A 13,720-nucleotide genomic window follows, 5' to 3' on the forward strand; every position below is an offset into this window, starting at 1 on the left:
CGGCCCGCACGGCCTGGCTCCACGCCCTGCCGCCCGCCGGGGCCGCCGCCCGCTGACGCACCGGCGCGGGGCCTTCGCCGCCGTGCCGGTGCGGCTCGGCTCCAGCGTGACGGCGCAAGTCTTCGCAACCTCTGCGACGCATCGCCCACCCGTCGACGATGCCGCCCGTGACGGCCTCGTGCCAGTGCCGGCCCCTCCCTCGTCACGGACGGGGCAGGACACGCCCGGCGATCTGCCTCTCGATGGCGCTCACCAGGGCCTGCGCCGGATCGACCGTCTCGGCGAAGCCGGCCCGGTGGATCTTGGTCATGTCGGACAGGACGTCGAAGGCCGAGCCGAAGACGAAGTCGCCGAAGCCCCAGCGGACCGCCCTGGCGAAGTCGGGTTCGACGAGCTGTCCCGCGATGCGCCGCCAGACCGGCTCCAGAGCCGGCATGTGGGCGGCGAGCGAGAAGGGGATCGGCTCGCCCGCGTCGAGGCCGAAATGGCGCGCCACCGTGTTCCACACCCGGCGCCAGCGAAAGGGCGCGTGGACGTAGTTGAAGGCCTGGCCCGACGCCGCATCGGCCGTCGCCGCCCACAGGCTGGCGCGGGCGAGCGCATGCGCGTCGGTGAACTGGGCGAGACAGCGGTCGTAGACCGCGACGGAGCCGGGAAAGCGGAAGGCCGCGCCGTCGGCCTTGGTGATGGCGGCATAGGCGCCGATCACGGTGGCGATGTTCATGGCATTGCCGGCGGCGTCGCCCACCACGACGTCGGGCCGCAGGATGGCCCAGGCCGGCCCACCCGCCTCGGCGCGGCGGCGCAGTTCGGTCTCCTGGCTGAAGTAGAAGTTGGGGCCGATCGGGCGAGGATTGTCGTCCTCGTAGAACGGCGACGGAACCGGGCCGAGGTGGACGCCGTAGACCTTGGCGCCCTGATAGAGCACCACGCGCTCCAAGGGCGCGCCGACTGCCACGAGACCGTCGAGCAGGTTGCGCAACATGGCGGAATTGACCGTGTCCTCTTCCGCCAACCCGCCGCCCGGCTTGTAGGCGGCATAGAAGAGGTGCGTCGCGTCGCGCGCCGCCGCCAACGCGGTCCGCGTCGCGGACGCATCGGTGAGGTCGGCCGACACGTCGCCGCCCTGGCGCGACAAGGCGAGGCCCCGCCAGCCCGGCGAGCGCGCGATCTCCTCGAGCAGCGCCTTGCCGATGATGCCGCCCGCGCCGGCCACGAGAGCGACCCGGCTCGCCGGCGCGTCGTCCCCGCGGGAGCCTTCGATCCGGTCGGGCTGGGCGATGGGCATCGGCGTGTCCTCCTGGCCGTCGGTCGGCGTCGCGCCACCTCGGCGTCGCCCACCCCGACTGTCAACGTCGTCGATCCGTCGTCGGACGCCTTCGGGACGCGATTCCGCGTGCCGCGATCACGTCGCCGCCAGGCCCGGCGCCAGGACGGTGGGGCGGACGTCGGCCTCGCGCATTCGCGTCGCGAGGCGCGCCGTTCGGCCCTTCCCCACCAGCCTCACCGGCAGACCAGCACCTGCACGCCGGCGGCGTCGAGCGCGGCCGCGACCGCGGCGGGGGGCGGCGCGTCGGTGACGAGGTGCTCGATGGCGTCGAGGGGCGCGATGCGGGCGAAGGCCGCGACGTCGAACTTGCTGGCGTCGGCCAGCACGATGGTGCGCCGGGCGGCGGCGATCATGGCGGCGGTCCCGGCGGCCTCCTCGAGGCGCCCCATGGTCAGGCCGGCCGCCGACAGTCCCGTGACGCCGATCACCGCCGTGTCGGCGTCGAATCCCGCGATGCCCGGCAGGCCGAGGGGCCCGATCGTCACCTGCGACACCGCCCAGTAGGTTCCGCCGAGCAGGTAGAGGGCCCGCACGGCCGCTTCCGGCGTGGCCGGCGGGACGCGCAGGTTGTTGGTCACCAGCGTGAGGTCGCGGCGCTCCGCCAGGGCCGCCGCGAAAGCCACCGTGGAGGAGCCGCCGTTGAGCACCAGCGTTTCGCCGTCGCGGACCAGGGCGGCGGCCGCGAGGCCGATGCGGCGCTTGCCCTCCGCATGGGCGTCCATGCGCAGGCCCAGCGTCGTGTCGACCCGCACCATCCGGTCGCGGTGGACGGCGCCGCCGTGGGTGCGCACCAGCAGCCCGCGGGCGTCCAGCGCGTCGAGGTCGCGGCGCACCGTGTCGCGCGACACGTCGAGCAGGCTCACGAGTTCGGCGACGGTCGCCTGCCCCCGGTCCTGCAGCAGGGCCAGCAGGCGTTCCTGGCGGAGCGCGGGCAGCGCGGCACCCGCCTCGGGCGGCGGGACGGAGGGGGATTCGCCGGGGCACATGCCGGAACCCTACCAGAGGCCGCGGGCCGGGGCGACGCGCGCCTTCGGGCGCGACGCGCGCCGTCAGGCCGAGGCGCGCATCACGAGGCGAGCGTCGAGCCTCACCTGTCCGGCTTTCCGCTCCGCCTCGGGCCCGCCGTCGATCCGCGCCAGCAGGATGTCGAGCGCGGCCCCGGCGAGGCCGGCGAAGTCCTGCGCCACGGTGGTGAGCGGCGGGCAGGCGTAGCGGCTGAGCGGCTGGTCGTCGTGGCCCGCCACCCGCAGCCCGCAGCCGGGCTCCCGCCCGACCCGGATGCCGCGCCCGAAGGCCGCCGCCATCACGCCCGTGGCGATCCGGTCGTTGGCGCAGAGCAGGGTGCGGGTCGGGAAGCCCGTGGGACCGTCGAGCACGGCGGCGGCGGCCGTGAAGCCGACCTCCTCGAAGTTCCAGTCCCGCCCCGCCGGGACCGGGACGATCTCGGGCTGCAGCCCGAGCGCCTCCATGGTCGCCACATAGGCGGCCCGGCGCTCGGCGGCATTGTGGTTCACGGGCGGCATGTCGACGAAGGTCGGCCGCTCGCCCGTGCGGCACAGGTAGTCGGTGATGAGGCCGATGCTTTGGCGGTTGTCGGTGCCGACGAAGGCGTCGGCCTCGTCGAGGCGCGAATCGACGAAGACCACCGGGATGCGCGCCTGCAGGCTCTGGATCAGCCCGCCCTTCGAACTGCGGCCGAGCGGCGCCAGCACGGCGCCGGCGATGTTGAAGGACAGCAGCGTCTCGACGGCCCGCGCCTCGAGCCCGGCCTCGCCGCCCGAACTCAGCACCATGAGGAACAGGCCCGCCGCGATGCAGCGCTTCTCGACGAGCCGCACCAGTTGCGCGAAGAACGGGTCGCCGAGGTCGGGCACGAGCAGGCCGATGATCTTCGGCTTGCGCTTGTTGAGGTTCACGGCGAACAGGTTCGGCCGGTAGTCGTAGCGCTTCAGCGCCTGCTCGATCTGGGCGCGCGTCGAGGCCCGCACGCTGGCGGGGTCGTTGAAATACTTCGACAGGGTCGGGCGCGAGATGCCGCTGAGGAGCGAGAACTCCTCCATGTTCCTGATCGTGTGGTCGTTCATCCCAGTCCCCGACCCGCCGGCGCGGCCAGCCCGATGGGCCGTGAAATTTTGCGCGCGTCAACATTTCCGTTGACGCGTCCCGGGGCCGGATCTAGCCTCATGGGCACGACGGGACAAGCCTCAAGGGCGGCGTCGCACCATCGGCATAGAAGCTTCGGGAGGATGCTTTGAAGAAGAGTTTGACGGGCCTCGCGGCCCTGGCGCTGTCGACCCTCGCGCTTTCGGGCGTTTCGTCCGCTCAAGCGCAGAAGAAATACACGATCGCCCTGGTCCCGGGCCTCACGACGGACGCCTTCTACATCACGATGCGCAAGGGCGCGGAAGCCGCCGCCAAGGCGGTGGGGGCCGACCTGGTGTTCCAGGGCGCGCCGGACTTCAACCCCGTGACGCAGACGCCGGTGCTCGACGCCGTGATCGCCCGCCACCCCGACGCCATCCTGGTCGCCCCCACCGACAAGACGCAGATGGTCCAGCCCCTGAAGAAAGCCGCCGACGCCGGCATCCCGGTCATCACGGTCGACACGTTCATCGGCACCGGCACCTACCAGACGGGCTCCGGCAATGCCGACTTCCCGCTCGCCTATATCGCGTCGGACAACCTGCTCGGCGGCAAGATGGCGGCGCGGGCCCTCGCCAAGGCCATCGGCGACAAGGGCAAGGTCTACGTCGCCAACGTCAAGCCCGGCATCTCCACCACCGACCAGCGCGAGGAGGGCTTCACCGCCGAGATGAAGAACCACCCGGGCATCCAGGTCCTGCAGACGCAGTACAACGACGACGACGCCAACAAGGCGGCCTCGCAGGTCCAGTCCGTCTACGCCCGCAACCCCGACCTGTCCGGCGTCTTCGGCGCCAACCTCTTCTCGGCGCTCGGCGCCGCCAACGGCGTGAAGCAGGGCGGCCTGTCCGGCAAGGTCAAGGTCGTGGGCTTCGACGCGCCGACCTCCGTCGTGGGCGACATCAAGTCGGGCCTCATCGACGCCGTCATCGCCCAGCACCCGGCGGAGATCGGCTATTACGGCGTCATCTCGGCCTATGCCCACCTCACCGGCCAGTCGATCCCGGTGATGATCGGCACGGGCTTCACCGAGATGGACAAGTCCAATATCGACCAGCCCGACGTGGCGAAGTTCGTCTACAAGGACTGAGCCGTCCCCGATGCGGGCCGCCCCGAAAGGGCGGCTCTCCCAAACCCGCCATCGGAGCCGCGCATGACCATCCACGACACGGCGCGCCTGCGCGCCACCCGCCGCCCGGCCGGAGCGCCGGCCTGGGTCGTCCGCCTGGCGTCGTTTCGCGCCTGGCTGTTCCTGGCCCTGCTGCTCGCCGTCTTCGAGGCCTGGGCCCGGGTCAGCTACGGCACGAGCTTCGTGCTCTCGTCCTACAACGCCCAGTCCATCGCGGTCTTCGCCGTGGCGCCGCTGCTCCTGGCGCTCGGCGAAACCTTTGTCATCATCGCGGGCGGCATCGATCTGTCGGTCGGCTTCGTCATGGGGCTCTCGGCCGTCATCGCCGCCCAGGCCACCAACGCGGCCGGCACCGTCCTGCCGCCGTTCCCCGCCATGCTGGTCGGCATCGCGGCCGGCCTCGCCGTGGCGCTGGTGCCGGGCGCCGTCAACGGCTGGCTCATCTCCAAGCTCAAGGTGCCGCCCTTCATCGGCACGCTCGGCATGTTCGGCGTGGCCCGCGGCGCCGCCTTCCTGCTCGCCAACGGCACCACCGTGCCGGTGTCCAACGACTGGCTCGCCTCGCTCGGCAACGGCCGCCTGCTCGGCGTCCCGGTGGTGGTGGTGGTGACGGCGATCTTCGTCCTCGCCATGCACTACACCCTGAGCCAGACGCGCTTCGGCCAGCACACCTACGCGGTGGGGGCCAGCGAACAGGCCGCGCTGCGGGCCGGCATCGGCGTCGGGCGCCACACCCGCAAGCTGTACCTGCTGTCGGCCCTCTGCGCCGGCATCGGCGGCGTGCTCTACGCGGCCCGCTTCACGGCCGGCGCCGCCCAGGCCGGCGAGCCGCTGCTGCTCGACTCGATCGCCGCCGTGGTGATCGGCGGCGCCAGCCTCTTCGGCGGCTCGGGCACGATCTTCGGCACGGTGGCGGGCTCGCTGGTCATCGCCGTCATCCAGTACGGCCTCGTCTTCATCGACGTCGCGCCCTTCTGGCAGTTCGTCTCGGTGGGCGTCGTCATCATCATCTCGGTCCTGGTGGACCAGACGCAACGCAAGCTCGGCGGAGAGCGCTGATGAGTGCCGTGCAGAGCCTGCATGCCGGGCAGGCGTCCGAGCCGATCCTCGACATCCGCGCCGTCTACAAGCGGTTCGGCGGCGTCGAGGCCCTGAAGGGCGTGTCGCTGGCCCTCCACCCGGGCGAGGTCGTGGCGCTGGCCGGCGACAACGGCGCCGGCAAGTCGACGCTGACCAAGATGATCTCGGGCGTCTATCGCGCCGACGACGGCGAGATCCGCCTCGACGGCAAGCGCGTCGACTTCGCCACGCCCGAGGCGGCGCGCCACGAGGGCATCGAGACCATCTACCAGGACCTCGCCCTGGCCGACAACCTGTCGATCGGCGCCAACATCTTTCTCGGCCGCGAGCCCATGCGGCGCGCCTTCGGGCTCCTGCCGATGATCGACCGGCGCAAGATGGCGGAGGCCGCCAAGGCCACGATGGCCCAGCTCGACTTCCACGTCGACCGGCTCGACGCGCCGGTCGGCCGCTTCTCCGGCGGCCAGCGTCAGGCCGTCGCGATCGGCCGGGCCATCTACTGGAACGCCCGCGTCATCCTGATGGACGAGCCCACGGCGGCGCTCGGCGTGCCCGAGCAGCGCAAGGTGCTGTCGCTCATCCGGACCCTCAAGGCGCAGGGACGCGGGGTGATCTTCATCTCGCACAACCTGCAGGACATTTTCGCCGTCTCGGACCGGATCGTCGTGCTGCGGCGCGGCAGCCTCGCGGGCGAACGGCGGATCGACGAGACGACCCACGACGAGGTCGTGAAGCTGATGATCGGGGGCTGAGCCACGGCCGAAGCCCCTGCCAAGATTCCTGCCAAGACCCCTGCCAAGACCCTGCCAAGACCCCTGCCAAACCCCCTGCAGCCCGGACGGCCGGGCCGAGGCAGGGCGGCGCGACACCGCGGAGCCATGACATGACCAGGATGACGACTGCGGAATTCCGCGGCTACCAGCAGATCTGCGGGCGCGACGGCGCCATGATGGTGATCGCCGCCGACCAGCGCGGCGGCATGCGCAAGATCATGGCGGCGACGCCCGAGGACGAGGCCGCCATCTCGGAGGCGACGCTCGGCGAGACCAAGGCCGACCTCACCCGCTACCTCGCCAGCCAAGCCTCCTGCATCCTGCTCGACCCCGTCTGCGCGGTGCCGCAGGTGGTGGAGGACGGCGTTCTGGCGCGCGACACGGCCCTGCTCATCGGCCTCGACGCCTCGGGCTTCGACACCACGCCCGAAGGCTACCGGCTGTCCCGCCTCGTGCCGGGGATCGACGCCCGGCGCGTGCGCGCGCTCGGCGGCACGGGCGGCAAGATCATGGTCTACCTACGGCCGGACCGGCCGGGCGCGGACCGGCACAACATCGACATCCTCGAGCGCTGCATCGACGACTTCGCCGCCGAGGACCTGCTGCTCGTCGTCGAGTTCCTGACTTATGCGCTGCCCGGCGAGGGCAAGGCCGAGCACGCCGCCGCCGTCCCCGACCTCATCGTGGCCGGCACCCGCATCTGCCTCGACCTCGGCGCCAAGGTGCTGAAGCTGCCCTATCCCGGCACGCCCGAGGCCTGCGCCGCCGTGACGGAACTCTGCGGCGCCGTGCCCTGGGCGGTGCTGTCGGCGGGCGTCGACCATGAAACCTTCATCGGCCAAGTCGAGACCGCCATGCGCAACGGCGCCTCGGGCGTCATCGCGGGTCGTTCGCTGTGGAAGGACTGCATCTCGCTCGACCGCGGCGTCACGCGGGACCGGCTGGAGCGCATCGCCGTGCCGCGCCTGCGCCAGATCCAGGACGTCATCGCGCGCAGCCGCGCCGGCCGCGGCGCCTGACGCGACGCTTCCCATCCTCCCAGCGAAGGGCCAGCTCCCCATGCGAAGCTCCGCGTCCGCTCTCGGCATCGACATCGGCGGCACGAACCTGCGCGCCGCCCGGGTTTCCCCCATCGGGGAGATCCTGGAGTTCCGGTCGGAGCCCATCACGCGCGACCCCGAGCGCGTTATGGAGCGCATCGCGGCGCTGTGCCGGGCGCTCGACGAACCCGGCGTCGCCGGGATCGGCATCGGCATCCCGGGCCGGGTGGACGTGAGGAGCCGCGCGGTCCTGTCGGGCGGCTACCTCGACCTCACCGGCAGCGACCTCGCCGCGCGACTGGAGGACCGGCTCGGCAAGCCGGTGGCGCTCGACAACGACTGCAACATGGCCCTGGTGGGCGAGATGGCCAGCGGCGCCGCCCAGGGCTTCGACAACGTGGTCATGTTCACCATCGGCACGGGGATCGGCGGCGCCATCGCGGTCGACGGCAAGGTCCTGCGCGGCCGGGGCACCGGCGGCCAGCTCGGCCACGTCACCGTCCAGCTCCACGGGCGCACCTGTGCCTGCGGCCGCGCCGGATGCGTCGAGACCACGAGTTCGGGCACGGCGCTCGGGCGGCTCATCGCCGAGGCCGGCCTCCCGGCCGGCACGCTGGCCGAAACGCTGCTGGAGCGCGAGGCCGCGGGCGACGCCGTCGCCCTTCGCCTGCTCGACGCCTGGGTCTTGCCCCTGCGGGCCGCCATCGACAGCGTCGTGGCGGCGGTCGACCCCGAGATCGTGCTGCTGGGCGGCGGGCTCGGCACCCCGGCGCACCGCGCCCTGGCCCGCGCGCCCTCGGCCTCCGCCTGGTACCAGTGCCCGGTCGCGCCCGCGCAGCTCGGCGACGACGCCGGCGTGATCGGCGCCGCCGTCTCGGCGCTGGTGGACCACCTCGTCGAGCCCGAGCCGCCCCTCGCGGAGGCGCCCCGCACGGCGGGCCTGCCCGGATGAAGCGCGCCATCCTGGTCAACGGCATCCCGGCCAGCGGCAAGAGCACGGTGGCGCGGGGCATCGCCGAGCGTCTGAACTGCCCGCTGATGACGCTCGACACCGTCAAGGACCCGCTCTTCGCCGAATTCGGCATCGGCGACCGGGACCACAACCGCAAGCTCGGTCGCGCCAGCTACGCCATCATCTTCAATGCGATCGGCGACTGGCCGGACCCGTCCTGCGTGGTGATCGACGCCTGGTTCGGCTTCCAACCCCTCGACCTGCTCGACCGGCACATCGCCGCGGCCGGGCTGGAGGGCCTCGCCGAGGTCTGGTGCCATGCTCCCGCCGAGGTCCTGGCGGCGCGCTACCGGGCCCGCCTCGCCGAGCGCAGCGCCGGCCATCCGGGGGAGTCCTACATCCCGGAACTCGTCGCCCTGGCGGCCCGCGCGGCGCCGACCGGCCGCGCCCCGGCCTTCGACGTCGACACGACGGCACCACCGCCCTGGGACGCCCTGATGGCCTGGCTCGCCGCGACGCTGGGCGACCCCGGGACGGGCTGAGGCCGGGGCGGAAGGACCGGGCGGGACGGCGCCACAACGCCCTTTCATCCCCGCCGATCCCCGCTATGGTCCGCCCGAGCCGGGCGGGCGCCTCGGCTCGGGTGGCCGCGGCAGAATCCCTCAGAGCGATCCGCGCCGCGGCCATTCCCCGCCCGACGGCACCGACGAGCCGTCGCGGCCGGGCGTGAGCCGCATCGCGGGGTGATTCGCCGCCCGGCCGGGCCGCGCGGGCCGGTGTCGGCTGCGGCCGGGCGCCGGCGCGCCCCCGGCAGCGGCGATCTCGCGGGCCTCGGTCGCATTTCACGGGCGGAACGCTTTGCGGCCCGGGGAAGACGCCGTAGCGTGGCGGCCCCACACAGGAGCCTCCATGCGCCCCAGCCTCGTCGTCGCCTCCCTGGTCGGCCTGCTCGCCGTCTCAGCCTGTTCCAAGCCCGAACCCGGCCAGGTCGGCCCGGCAGGGCCTACCGGCCCCGCCGGTCCCGCCGGCGCCCAGGGGCCGGTCGGCCCGGCCGGCGCGATGGGCCAGGCCGGCCCGGCCGGTCCCGCGGGGCCGCAGGGCCCGCAGGGCGCACCCGGGGCCAAGGGCGACATCGGGCCGGCCGGCCAGGCGGGCGCCAAGGGCGACACCGGAGCCGACGGCCAGGCGGGGGCTCCCGGCATCCCGGGACCGAAGGGTGACGCGGGTCCGGCGGGCCCGGTCGGTCCGAGCGGGCCCGTGGGTGCCGTCGGCCCTGCCGGCGCCATCGGCCCGGCAGGCCCCGCCGGCCAAGCGGTCGGGAAGCTCGCCATCACGCTGCGGCGCACGACCGGCCAGCCCGGCCAGGCCGTCACCGGCACCTGCGAGGCGGGTGAGCAGATCATCGCGGCGACCTGCGCGACGGGCGCGACCCTCGGTGAGGACGGGACGGCTTCCTGCCCGGCCCCGGCCGCGGGGGCGCCGGCCGTCCAGCTCACGGTCAGCTGCGCCAAGTGAGGCGCGCGTGAGCCTGTGAGCAGGCTCGCGTTCTCGGCCTGGCGCGGTCCGGCAACGGCCCGCGTCAGGCCGGCGATACCGGCGACGGCGGCCCTACCGGCAGCCGTCTCGGGCCGCCGAGACGCGTCGCGGCGTCACGTCCCGACGGGCGGTGTCCCGGCCTCGATGCGCTCGGCCTCGATCCAGGCGGCGTCGAGCAGGTCGACGAGCCCGGCCAGTCCCGCGGCGTCGGCGGTGGCGATGACGGCCTGCAGGGCGCGCAGCACCGAGCGGGCCGCCCTCACGGGATCCCCCTCCGGCGCCGTGCAGGCCCCACGGCGGATGCGGGGCACCGAGCGCTCGTAGACGTGGGGGCGTCGCATGGCGTGATCCGGGGTCAAGCACGGGACCGGGACGCCGGGGCCGCCCACCGCCGACATCCTGGGGCGGTTCGTCGCTCTGGAGAGCGGCCCGCCGTCGCCGACAGGATCACGGAACGCCAGGGCGCGCAACGGCGCAGGGCGAAACCCCGGCGGCCGCGGCGCCCGTCAGAACGGCACGCTCTTCGTCGTGAGATTGCCCAAGCCGTTGTTGGCGCCGACATAGCCCCCGGTGAAGCCGGCCGGGCCGGCGGGTTCGGAGTTTGCCGGAGACAGGCGCGGCCGCGAGCCGTCGGCGTTGGCGCAGCCGCCGAGGAGGGCCAGTGCGGCGAGGAGGAGGATCGATCGCGTCATCGTGGCGGCTGGAACCCGTCAGGCTGTCGTCGAGGGAGGTTCGATCGCCGCCTGCCGACAGGCTCGCGTTTTGCGAGCTGGAGCGTATCGGCGACGGCGTGACCCACGCTAGTCTGCCGTCTCGTCTCCGGTCAAATCGCGCGCTCGCGCGGGTTCGCCCCGACAGTTCCGCCTTGCTGGCGACATGAACGGCCGCGACGACATCGGCGACGTCTCACGGGAGCTTATGCCATGCAGCGGATCGGGGTCTTGGCCCTCTGTGCCACCCTTGCAGCCTCGACCTTCCTGCCCGTCGCGGCTTCGGCCGAGGACGCCGGGGCGGCGCCCGTCGCCAGGGCCGCGATGGCGAAGCCCGCCCCCAAGCCCCGGCGGCGCAAGCAGGCGGCCCCCGCCCAGGCCGCGGCGCCGGCCGCCGACAGCTACCAGTTGGTCCCCAGCAGGACGGGCTCGGCGCTGTCGCGGGCGCGCCAGAACAGCTTCGGCACGCCGGACGCCGACTCCGCGCCGTCGGGCGGGTCGCGCCGCATCGGCGTCGGGCTCGGCGGCGCCAACGGCACGTCGCCCGGCATGGCCATCGGTTTCTGAACGGCCCCGGACGGAGCCGCAGCGGTCAGGCCCGCTCGTAGGTGCCGATCAGCAGTCCCTTGGCGACGACGTGGCCCGCCATGACGGCGACCACGGCGCCCCGCCCGGGCTCGGCTTTCAGCCCGGAGGGCGCGTCGAGCGCGAAGACCTGCACGGCATAGCGGTGCGGCCCGTGACCCGTCGGCGGATCGGGCGGCAGGTAGGCGGCCTTGAGATAGGACGACTTGCCGAGCCGCAGGGGCCCGGCACCGTCCTGCCCGCTGAGTTCGCCCTCCGCGACGGCGCCGTCACGGCCCGGCAGCCCATACACGATGGCGTGGACCAGCGGCGCCGGCGTCGGGCTGTCGGCATCCTCGATCACCACCACGACTTCGGCGCAGCCTGCCGGAACGCCGCGCCAGGCGAGCGGGGGCGATGTGCCGCTGCCATCCGCGGTGGCGTCGGCCGGCATGGGGCCGCCGTCGGCGAAGGCCGGGCTCGTCACCGCCAGGGTCGCGGCGACCTCGCCGAAATGCGCGTTGGTCACGAGCTTGTCGAGGCCGGGGCCGACCCCTCTCAGGGCCTCGCCGATCGCCTTGGGCATCTTCTCGAGCATGGGGGGCACCTCCGTGTCGCAGGCCAACGCACCGGCAGGGCCGGGAGATGCGTGACGGGGAGGCGCGGTCGGCGCGGCTTCAGCCCGCGGGCGAAGGCTGGTAGGGTCGGGCGCAGCGCGGGAGCTTGGGCGGAAACATCATGAGCAGGATCGACCCCGACCGGGCCTTCGTGCCCCTCGGCATCGCGGTCGTCACCGTGTCGGACACGCGCGACCGGGCCGGCGACCGCTCCGGCGACGCGCTGGAGGAGCGCATCACGGCGGCCGGCCACAGGATGGCGGGGCGCGGCATCGTGCGCGACGAGGTCGCCGACATCCGCGCCGCCGTTGAGGCCCTGGCGGCGGATCCCGCCGTCGACGTCATCCTGACCACCGGCGGCACCGGGTTCACCGGGCGCGACGTGACGCCCGAAGCCGTCGAGCCGCTGTTCACCAAGCGGATGGACGGCTTCTCGGCCGTCTTCCACCGCATCTCCTTCGACAAGATCGGCGTCTCGACCATCCAGTCGCGCGCGACGGCGGGGCTCGTCGGCACGACCTTCCTGTTCGCCCTGCCGGGCTCGCCCGGCGCCTGCCGGGATGCGTGGGACGGCATCCTGGCCCATCAGCTCGACTACCGCGCCCGGCCCTGCAACTTCGTCGAGATCATGCCGCGGCTCGACGAGCACCTCCGCCGCAAGCCGTCCTGAGCGTCCCGCCCCGGCGACGACACCGGGGCTGGACGCCGCCGCTCACTGCGGCAGCTTGTCGTCGACGCCCTTCACGTACCAATTGAGGCCGAGGATCTCCTTGTCGGGCATGACCTCGCCCGGCTTGACGCCCACGGACCCGTCCTGCTTGGCGATCGGCCCGGCGAAAACCTTCACCTTGCCGGACTTGATGTCGGCCTCGGTCTGCTCGGCCATGGCCTTGACGTCGGCCGGCATGTTCTCGTAGGGGCCCATCACGACCATGCCGGCGGCGAGGCCGCCCCAGGTGTCGTGCGACTTCCAGGTGCCGTCCATCACGGCCTTCACCTCGCCGACGTAATAGGGACCCCAATTGTCCTCGAGCGAGGTCAGGATCGCCTTGGGGGCGAACTTGGCCATGTCGGAGGACTGGCCGAACCCATGCACGCCGGCCTTCTCGGCCTCCTGCAGGGGCGCCGCCGAGTCGGTGTGCTGGGCGATGACGTCGGCACCCTGGGCGATGAGGGCCTTGGCGGCATCGGCCTCCTTGCCGGGGTCGAACCAGGAGTTCACCCAGACGATCTTGATCTTGAAGTTGGGGTCGACCTTCTGGGCGCCCAGCATGAAGGCGTCGATGCCCGACACGACCTCGGGGATCGGGAAGGAGGCGATGTAGCCGACCGTGTGGTTCTTGGACACCTTGGCGGCGATCTCGCCCATGATGTAGCGGCCCTCGTAGAAACGGGCCGAATAGGTCGACAGGTTGGGGGCGAGCTTGTAGCCGGTGGCGTGCTCGAACTTGACGCCCGGGAACTGCTTGGCGACCTTCAGCTCGGGGTCCATGAAGCCGAACGAGGTGCCGAAGATCAGCTTGTGGCCGGAGCGCGCCAACTGCTCGAAGGCGCGCTGGGAATCGTTCTCGGCGACGTTCTCCAGGAAGGTGGTCTCGACCTTGTCGCCGAACTGCTTCTGCAGGAACTGCCGGCCCTGGTCGTGCTGGTAGGAATAGCCGAAGTCGCCGACCGGGCCGACGTAGACGAAGCCGACTTTCAGCTTGTCCTCGGCGCGCGCCGCCGAGCCCGCCATGGCGGCCAGCGCCACGACGGCCGCACCCTTCACCCAGTCACGCATCGTCCATTCCTTCCATAGCGGCGCCCAGCGGGCACACATGCCTGTTTTTGATGCAATCACCGTGCCG

At 72.8% G+C, this 13,720-nt stretch carries 16 protein-coding genes; 9 read left to right on the plus strand and 7 right to left on the minus strand.

The window, feature by feature from the left end; translation table 11 throughout:
• Positions 1-202 precede the first annotated feature (202 nt).
• The 3 genes from D3272_RS22390 to D3272_RS22400 form a co-directional block, all read right to left on the minus strand.
• On the minus strand, positions 203-1,288 hold the full coding sequence (locus D3272_RS22390; RefSeq protein ID WP_129221444.1) for an NAD-dependent epimerase/dehydratase family protein: 1,086 nt from the start codon (positions 1,286-1,288) through the stop codon (positions 203-205).
• A 215-nt stretch (positions 1,289-1,503) separates the two neighbouring features.
• Positions 1,504-2,316 carry a DeoR/GlpR family DNA-binding transcription regulator gene (locus tag D3272_RS22395; protein ID WP_129221445.1) on the minus strand — a complete coding sequence of 271 codons (813 nt, stop codon included), beginning with the start codon at positions 2,314-2,316 and terminating at the stop codon, positions 1,504-1,506.
• A gap of 63 nt (positions 2,317-2,379) precedes the next feature.
• A complete protein-coding gene (locus D3272_RS22400; protein ID WP_129221446.1) occupies positions 2,380-3,414 on the minus strand; it encodes a LacI family DNA-binding transcriptional regulator in 1,035 nt (344 codons plus the stop codon).
• 167 nt (positions 3,415-3,581) lie between these two features.
• Here D3272_RS22400 and D3272_RS22405 point away from each other — a divergent pair, with 167 nt between their 5' ends.
• From D3272_RS22405 to D3272_RS28245, 7 genes are all read left to right on the plus strand, one after another.
• Positions 3,582-4,562, plus strand: coding sequence for an ABC transporter substrate-binding protein (locus D3272_RS22405; RefSeq protein WP_129221447.1), 981 nt, complete (start codon positions 3,582-3,584; stop codon positions 4,560-4,562).
• A 63-nt stretch (positions 4,563-4,625) separates the two neighbouring features.
• Complete coding sequence (locus tag D3272_RS22410) at positions 4,626-5,660, plus strand: ABC transporter permease subunit (RefSeq protein ID WP_129221448.1); 1,035 nt, start codon at positions 4,626-4,628, stop codon at positions 5,658-5,660.
• Complete coding sequence (locus D3272_RS22415) at positions 5,660-6,433, plus strand: ATP-binding cassette domain-containing protein (protein WP_129221449.1); 774 nt, start codon at positions 5,660-5,662, stop codon at positions 6,431-6,433. Before D3272_RS22410 ends, D3272_RS22415 begins: the two co-directional genes overlap by 1 nt.
• Before the next feature lie 131 nt (positions 6,434-6,564).
• On the plus strand, positions 6,565-7,473 hold the full coding sequence (locus D3272_RS22420) for a tagatose-bisphosphate aldolase (RefSeq protein WP_129221450.1): 909 nt from the start codon (positions 6,565-6,567) through the stop codon (positions 7,471-7,473).
• 40 nt (positions 7,474-7,513) lie between these two features.
• Positions 7,514-8,446, plus strand: a complete 933-nt coding sequence (locus D3272_RS28095) for an ROK family protein (protein ID WP_245496730.1) — start codon at positions 7,514-7,516, stop codon at positions 8,444-8,446.
• Positions 8,443-8,988 (plus strand): P-loop nucleotide/nucleoside kinase family protein, encoded by a 546-nt coding sequence (locus D3272_RS28100; RefSeq protein ID WP_245496731.1) that lies wholly within the window; start codon positions 8,443-8,445, stop codon positions 8,986-8,988. Before D3272_RS28095 ends, D3272_RS28100 begins: the two co-directional genes overlap by 4 nt.
• Before the next feature lie 367 nt (positions 8,989-9,355).
• On the plus strand, positions 9,356-9,961 hold the full coding sequence (locus tag D3272_RS28245; RefSeq protein WP_129221451.1) for a collagen-like domain-containing protein: 606 nt from the start codon (positions 9,356-9,358) through the stop codon (positions 9,959-9,961).
• 134 nt (positions 9,962-10,095) lie between these two features.
• Here the strand turns inward: D3272_RS28245 and D3272_RS22435 are convergent, their stop codons facing one another.
• Together D3272_RS22435 and D3272_RS22440 are read right to left on the minus strand one after the other, a co-directional pair.
• The gene (locus D3272_RS22435; RefSeq protein ID WP_129221452.1) at positions 10,096-10,323 is read right to left on the minus strand and encodes a hypothetical protein; all 228 of its coding nucleotides are present in this window, start codon (positions 10,321-10,323) and stop codon (positions 10,096-10,098) included.
• Between the two features lie 165 nt (positions 10,324-10,488).
• The gene (locus D3272_RS22440; RefSeq protein ID WP_129221453.1) at positions 10,489-10,674 is read right to left on the minus strand and encodes a hypothetical protein; all 186 of its coding nucleotides are present in this window, start codon (positions 10,672-10,674) and stop codon (positions 10,489-10,491) included.
• A gap of 231 nt (positions 10,675-10,905) precedes the next feature.
• Here D3272_RS22440 and D3272_RS22445 point away from each other — a divergent pair, with 231 nt between their 5' ends.
• Positions 10,906-11,259: a hypothetical protein gene (locus D3272_RS22445; RefSeq protein WP_129221454.1), complete on the plus strand. Its 354-nt coding sequence runs from the start codon at positions 10,906-10,908 to the stop codon at positions 11,257-11,259.
• Positions 11,260-11,284: 25 nt separating this feature from the next.
• On the opposite strand, the gene D3272_RS22450 is transcribed toward D3272_RS22445, so the two are convergent.
• Positions 11,285-11,854 (minus strand): YbhB/YbcL family Raf kinase inhibitor-like protein, encoded by a 570-nt coding sequence (locus D3272_RS22450; RefSeq protein ID WP_129221455.1) that lies wholly within the window; start codon positions 11,852-11,854, stop codon positions 11,285-11,287.
• 140 nt (positions 11,855-11,994) lie between these two features.
• Here D3272_RS22450 and moaB point away from each other — a divergent pair, with 140 nt between their 5' ends.
• The gene (gene moaB / locus D3272_RS22455) at positions 11,995-12,543 is read left to right on the plus strand and encodes a molybdenum cofactor biosynthesis protein B (RefSeq protein ID WP_129221456.1); all 549 of its coding nucleotides are present in this window, start codon (positions 11,995-11,997) and stop codon (positions 12,541-12,543) included.
• 42 nt (positions 12,544-12,585) lie between these two features.
• Here the strand turns inward: moaB and D3272_RS22460 are convergent, their stop codons facing one another.
• Positions 12,586-13,653, minus strand: a complete 1,068-nt coding sequence (locus tag D3272_RS22460; protein WP_129221457.1) for a BMP family ABC transporter substrate-binding protein — start codon at positions 13,651-13,653, stop codon at positions 12,586-12,588.
• Positions 13,654-13,720 lie beyond the last annotated feature (67 nt).

Origin of the sequence: Lichenibacterium ramalinae (genome assembly GCF_004137085.1) — a bacterium.
GTDB lineage: Bacteria > Pseudomonadota > Alphaproteobacteria > Rhizobiales > Beijerinckiaceae > Lichenihabitans > Lichenihabitans ramalinae.

Coding starts and splice junctions, on each gene's coding strand:
- D3272_RS28095 (WP_245496730.1), top strand. CDS start 7,514: ATGCGAAGCTCCGCGTCCGCTCTCGGCATCGACATCGGCGGCACGAAC.
- D3272_RS22445 (WP_129221454.1), top strand. CDS start 10,906: ATGCAGCGGATCGGGGTCTTGGCCCTCTGTGCCACCCTTGCAGCCTCG.
- D3272_RS28245 (WP_129221451.1), top strand. CDS start 9,356: ATGCGCCCCAGCCTCGTCGTCGCCTCCCTGGTCGGCCTGCTCGCCGTC.
- D3272_RS22415 (WP_129221449.1), top strand. CDS start 5,660: ATGAGTGCCGTGCAGAGCCTGCATGCCGGGCAGGCGTCCGAGCCGATC.
- D3272_RS22420 (WP_129221450.1), top strand. CDS start 6,565: ATGACCAGGATGACGACTGCGGAATTCCGCGGCTACCAGCAGATCTGC.
- D3272_RS22395 (WP_129221445.1), bottom strand. CDS start 2,316: ATGTGCCCCGGCGAATCCCCCTCCGTCCCGCCGCCCGAGGCGGGTGCC.
- D3272_RS22400 (WP_129221446.1), bottom strand. CDS start 3,414: ATGAACGACCACACGATCAGGAACATGGAGGAGTTCTCGCTCCTCAGC.
- D3272_RS22450 (WP_129221455.1), bottom strand. CDS start 11,854: ATGCTCGAGAAGATGCCCAAGGCGATCGGCGAGGCCCTGAGAGGGGTC.
- D3272_RS22410 (WP_129221448.1), top strand. CDS start 4,626: ATGACCATCCACGACACGGCGCGCCTGCGCGCCACCCGCCGCCCGGCC.
- D3272_RS22440 (WP_129221453.1), bottom strand. CDS start 10,674: ATGACGCGATCGATCCTCCTCCTCGCCGCACTGGCCCTCCTCGGCGGC.
- D3272_RS28100 (WP_245496731.1), top strand. CDS start 8,443: ATGAAGCGCGCCATCCTGGTCAACGGCATCCCGGCCAGCGGCAAGAGC.
- D3272_RS22390 (WP_129221444.1), bottom strand. CDS start 1,288: ATGCCCATCGCCCAGCCCGACCGGATCGAAGGCTCCCGCGGGGACGAC.
- D3272_RS22435 (WP_129221452.1), bottom strand. CDS start 10,323: ATGCGACGCCCCCACGTCTACGAGCGCTCGGTGCCCCGCATCCGCCGT.
- D3272_RS22460 (WP_129221457.1), bottom strand. CDS start 13,653: ATGCGTGACTGGGTGAAGGGTGCGGCCGTCGTGGCGCTGGCCGCCATG.
- moaB (WP_129221456.1), top strand. CDS start 11,995: ATGAGCAGGATCGACCCCGACCGGGCCTTCGTGCCCCTCGGCATCGCG.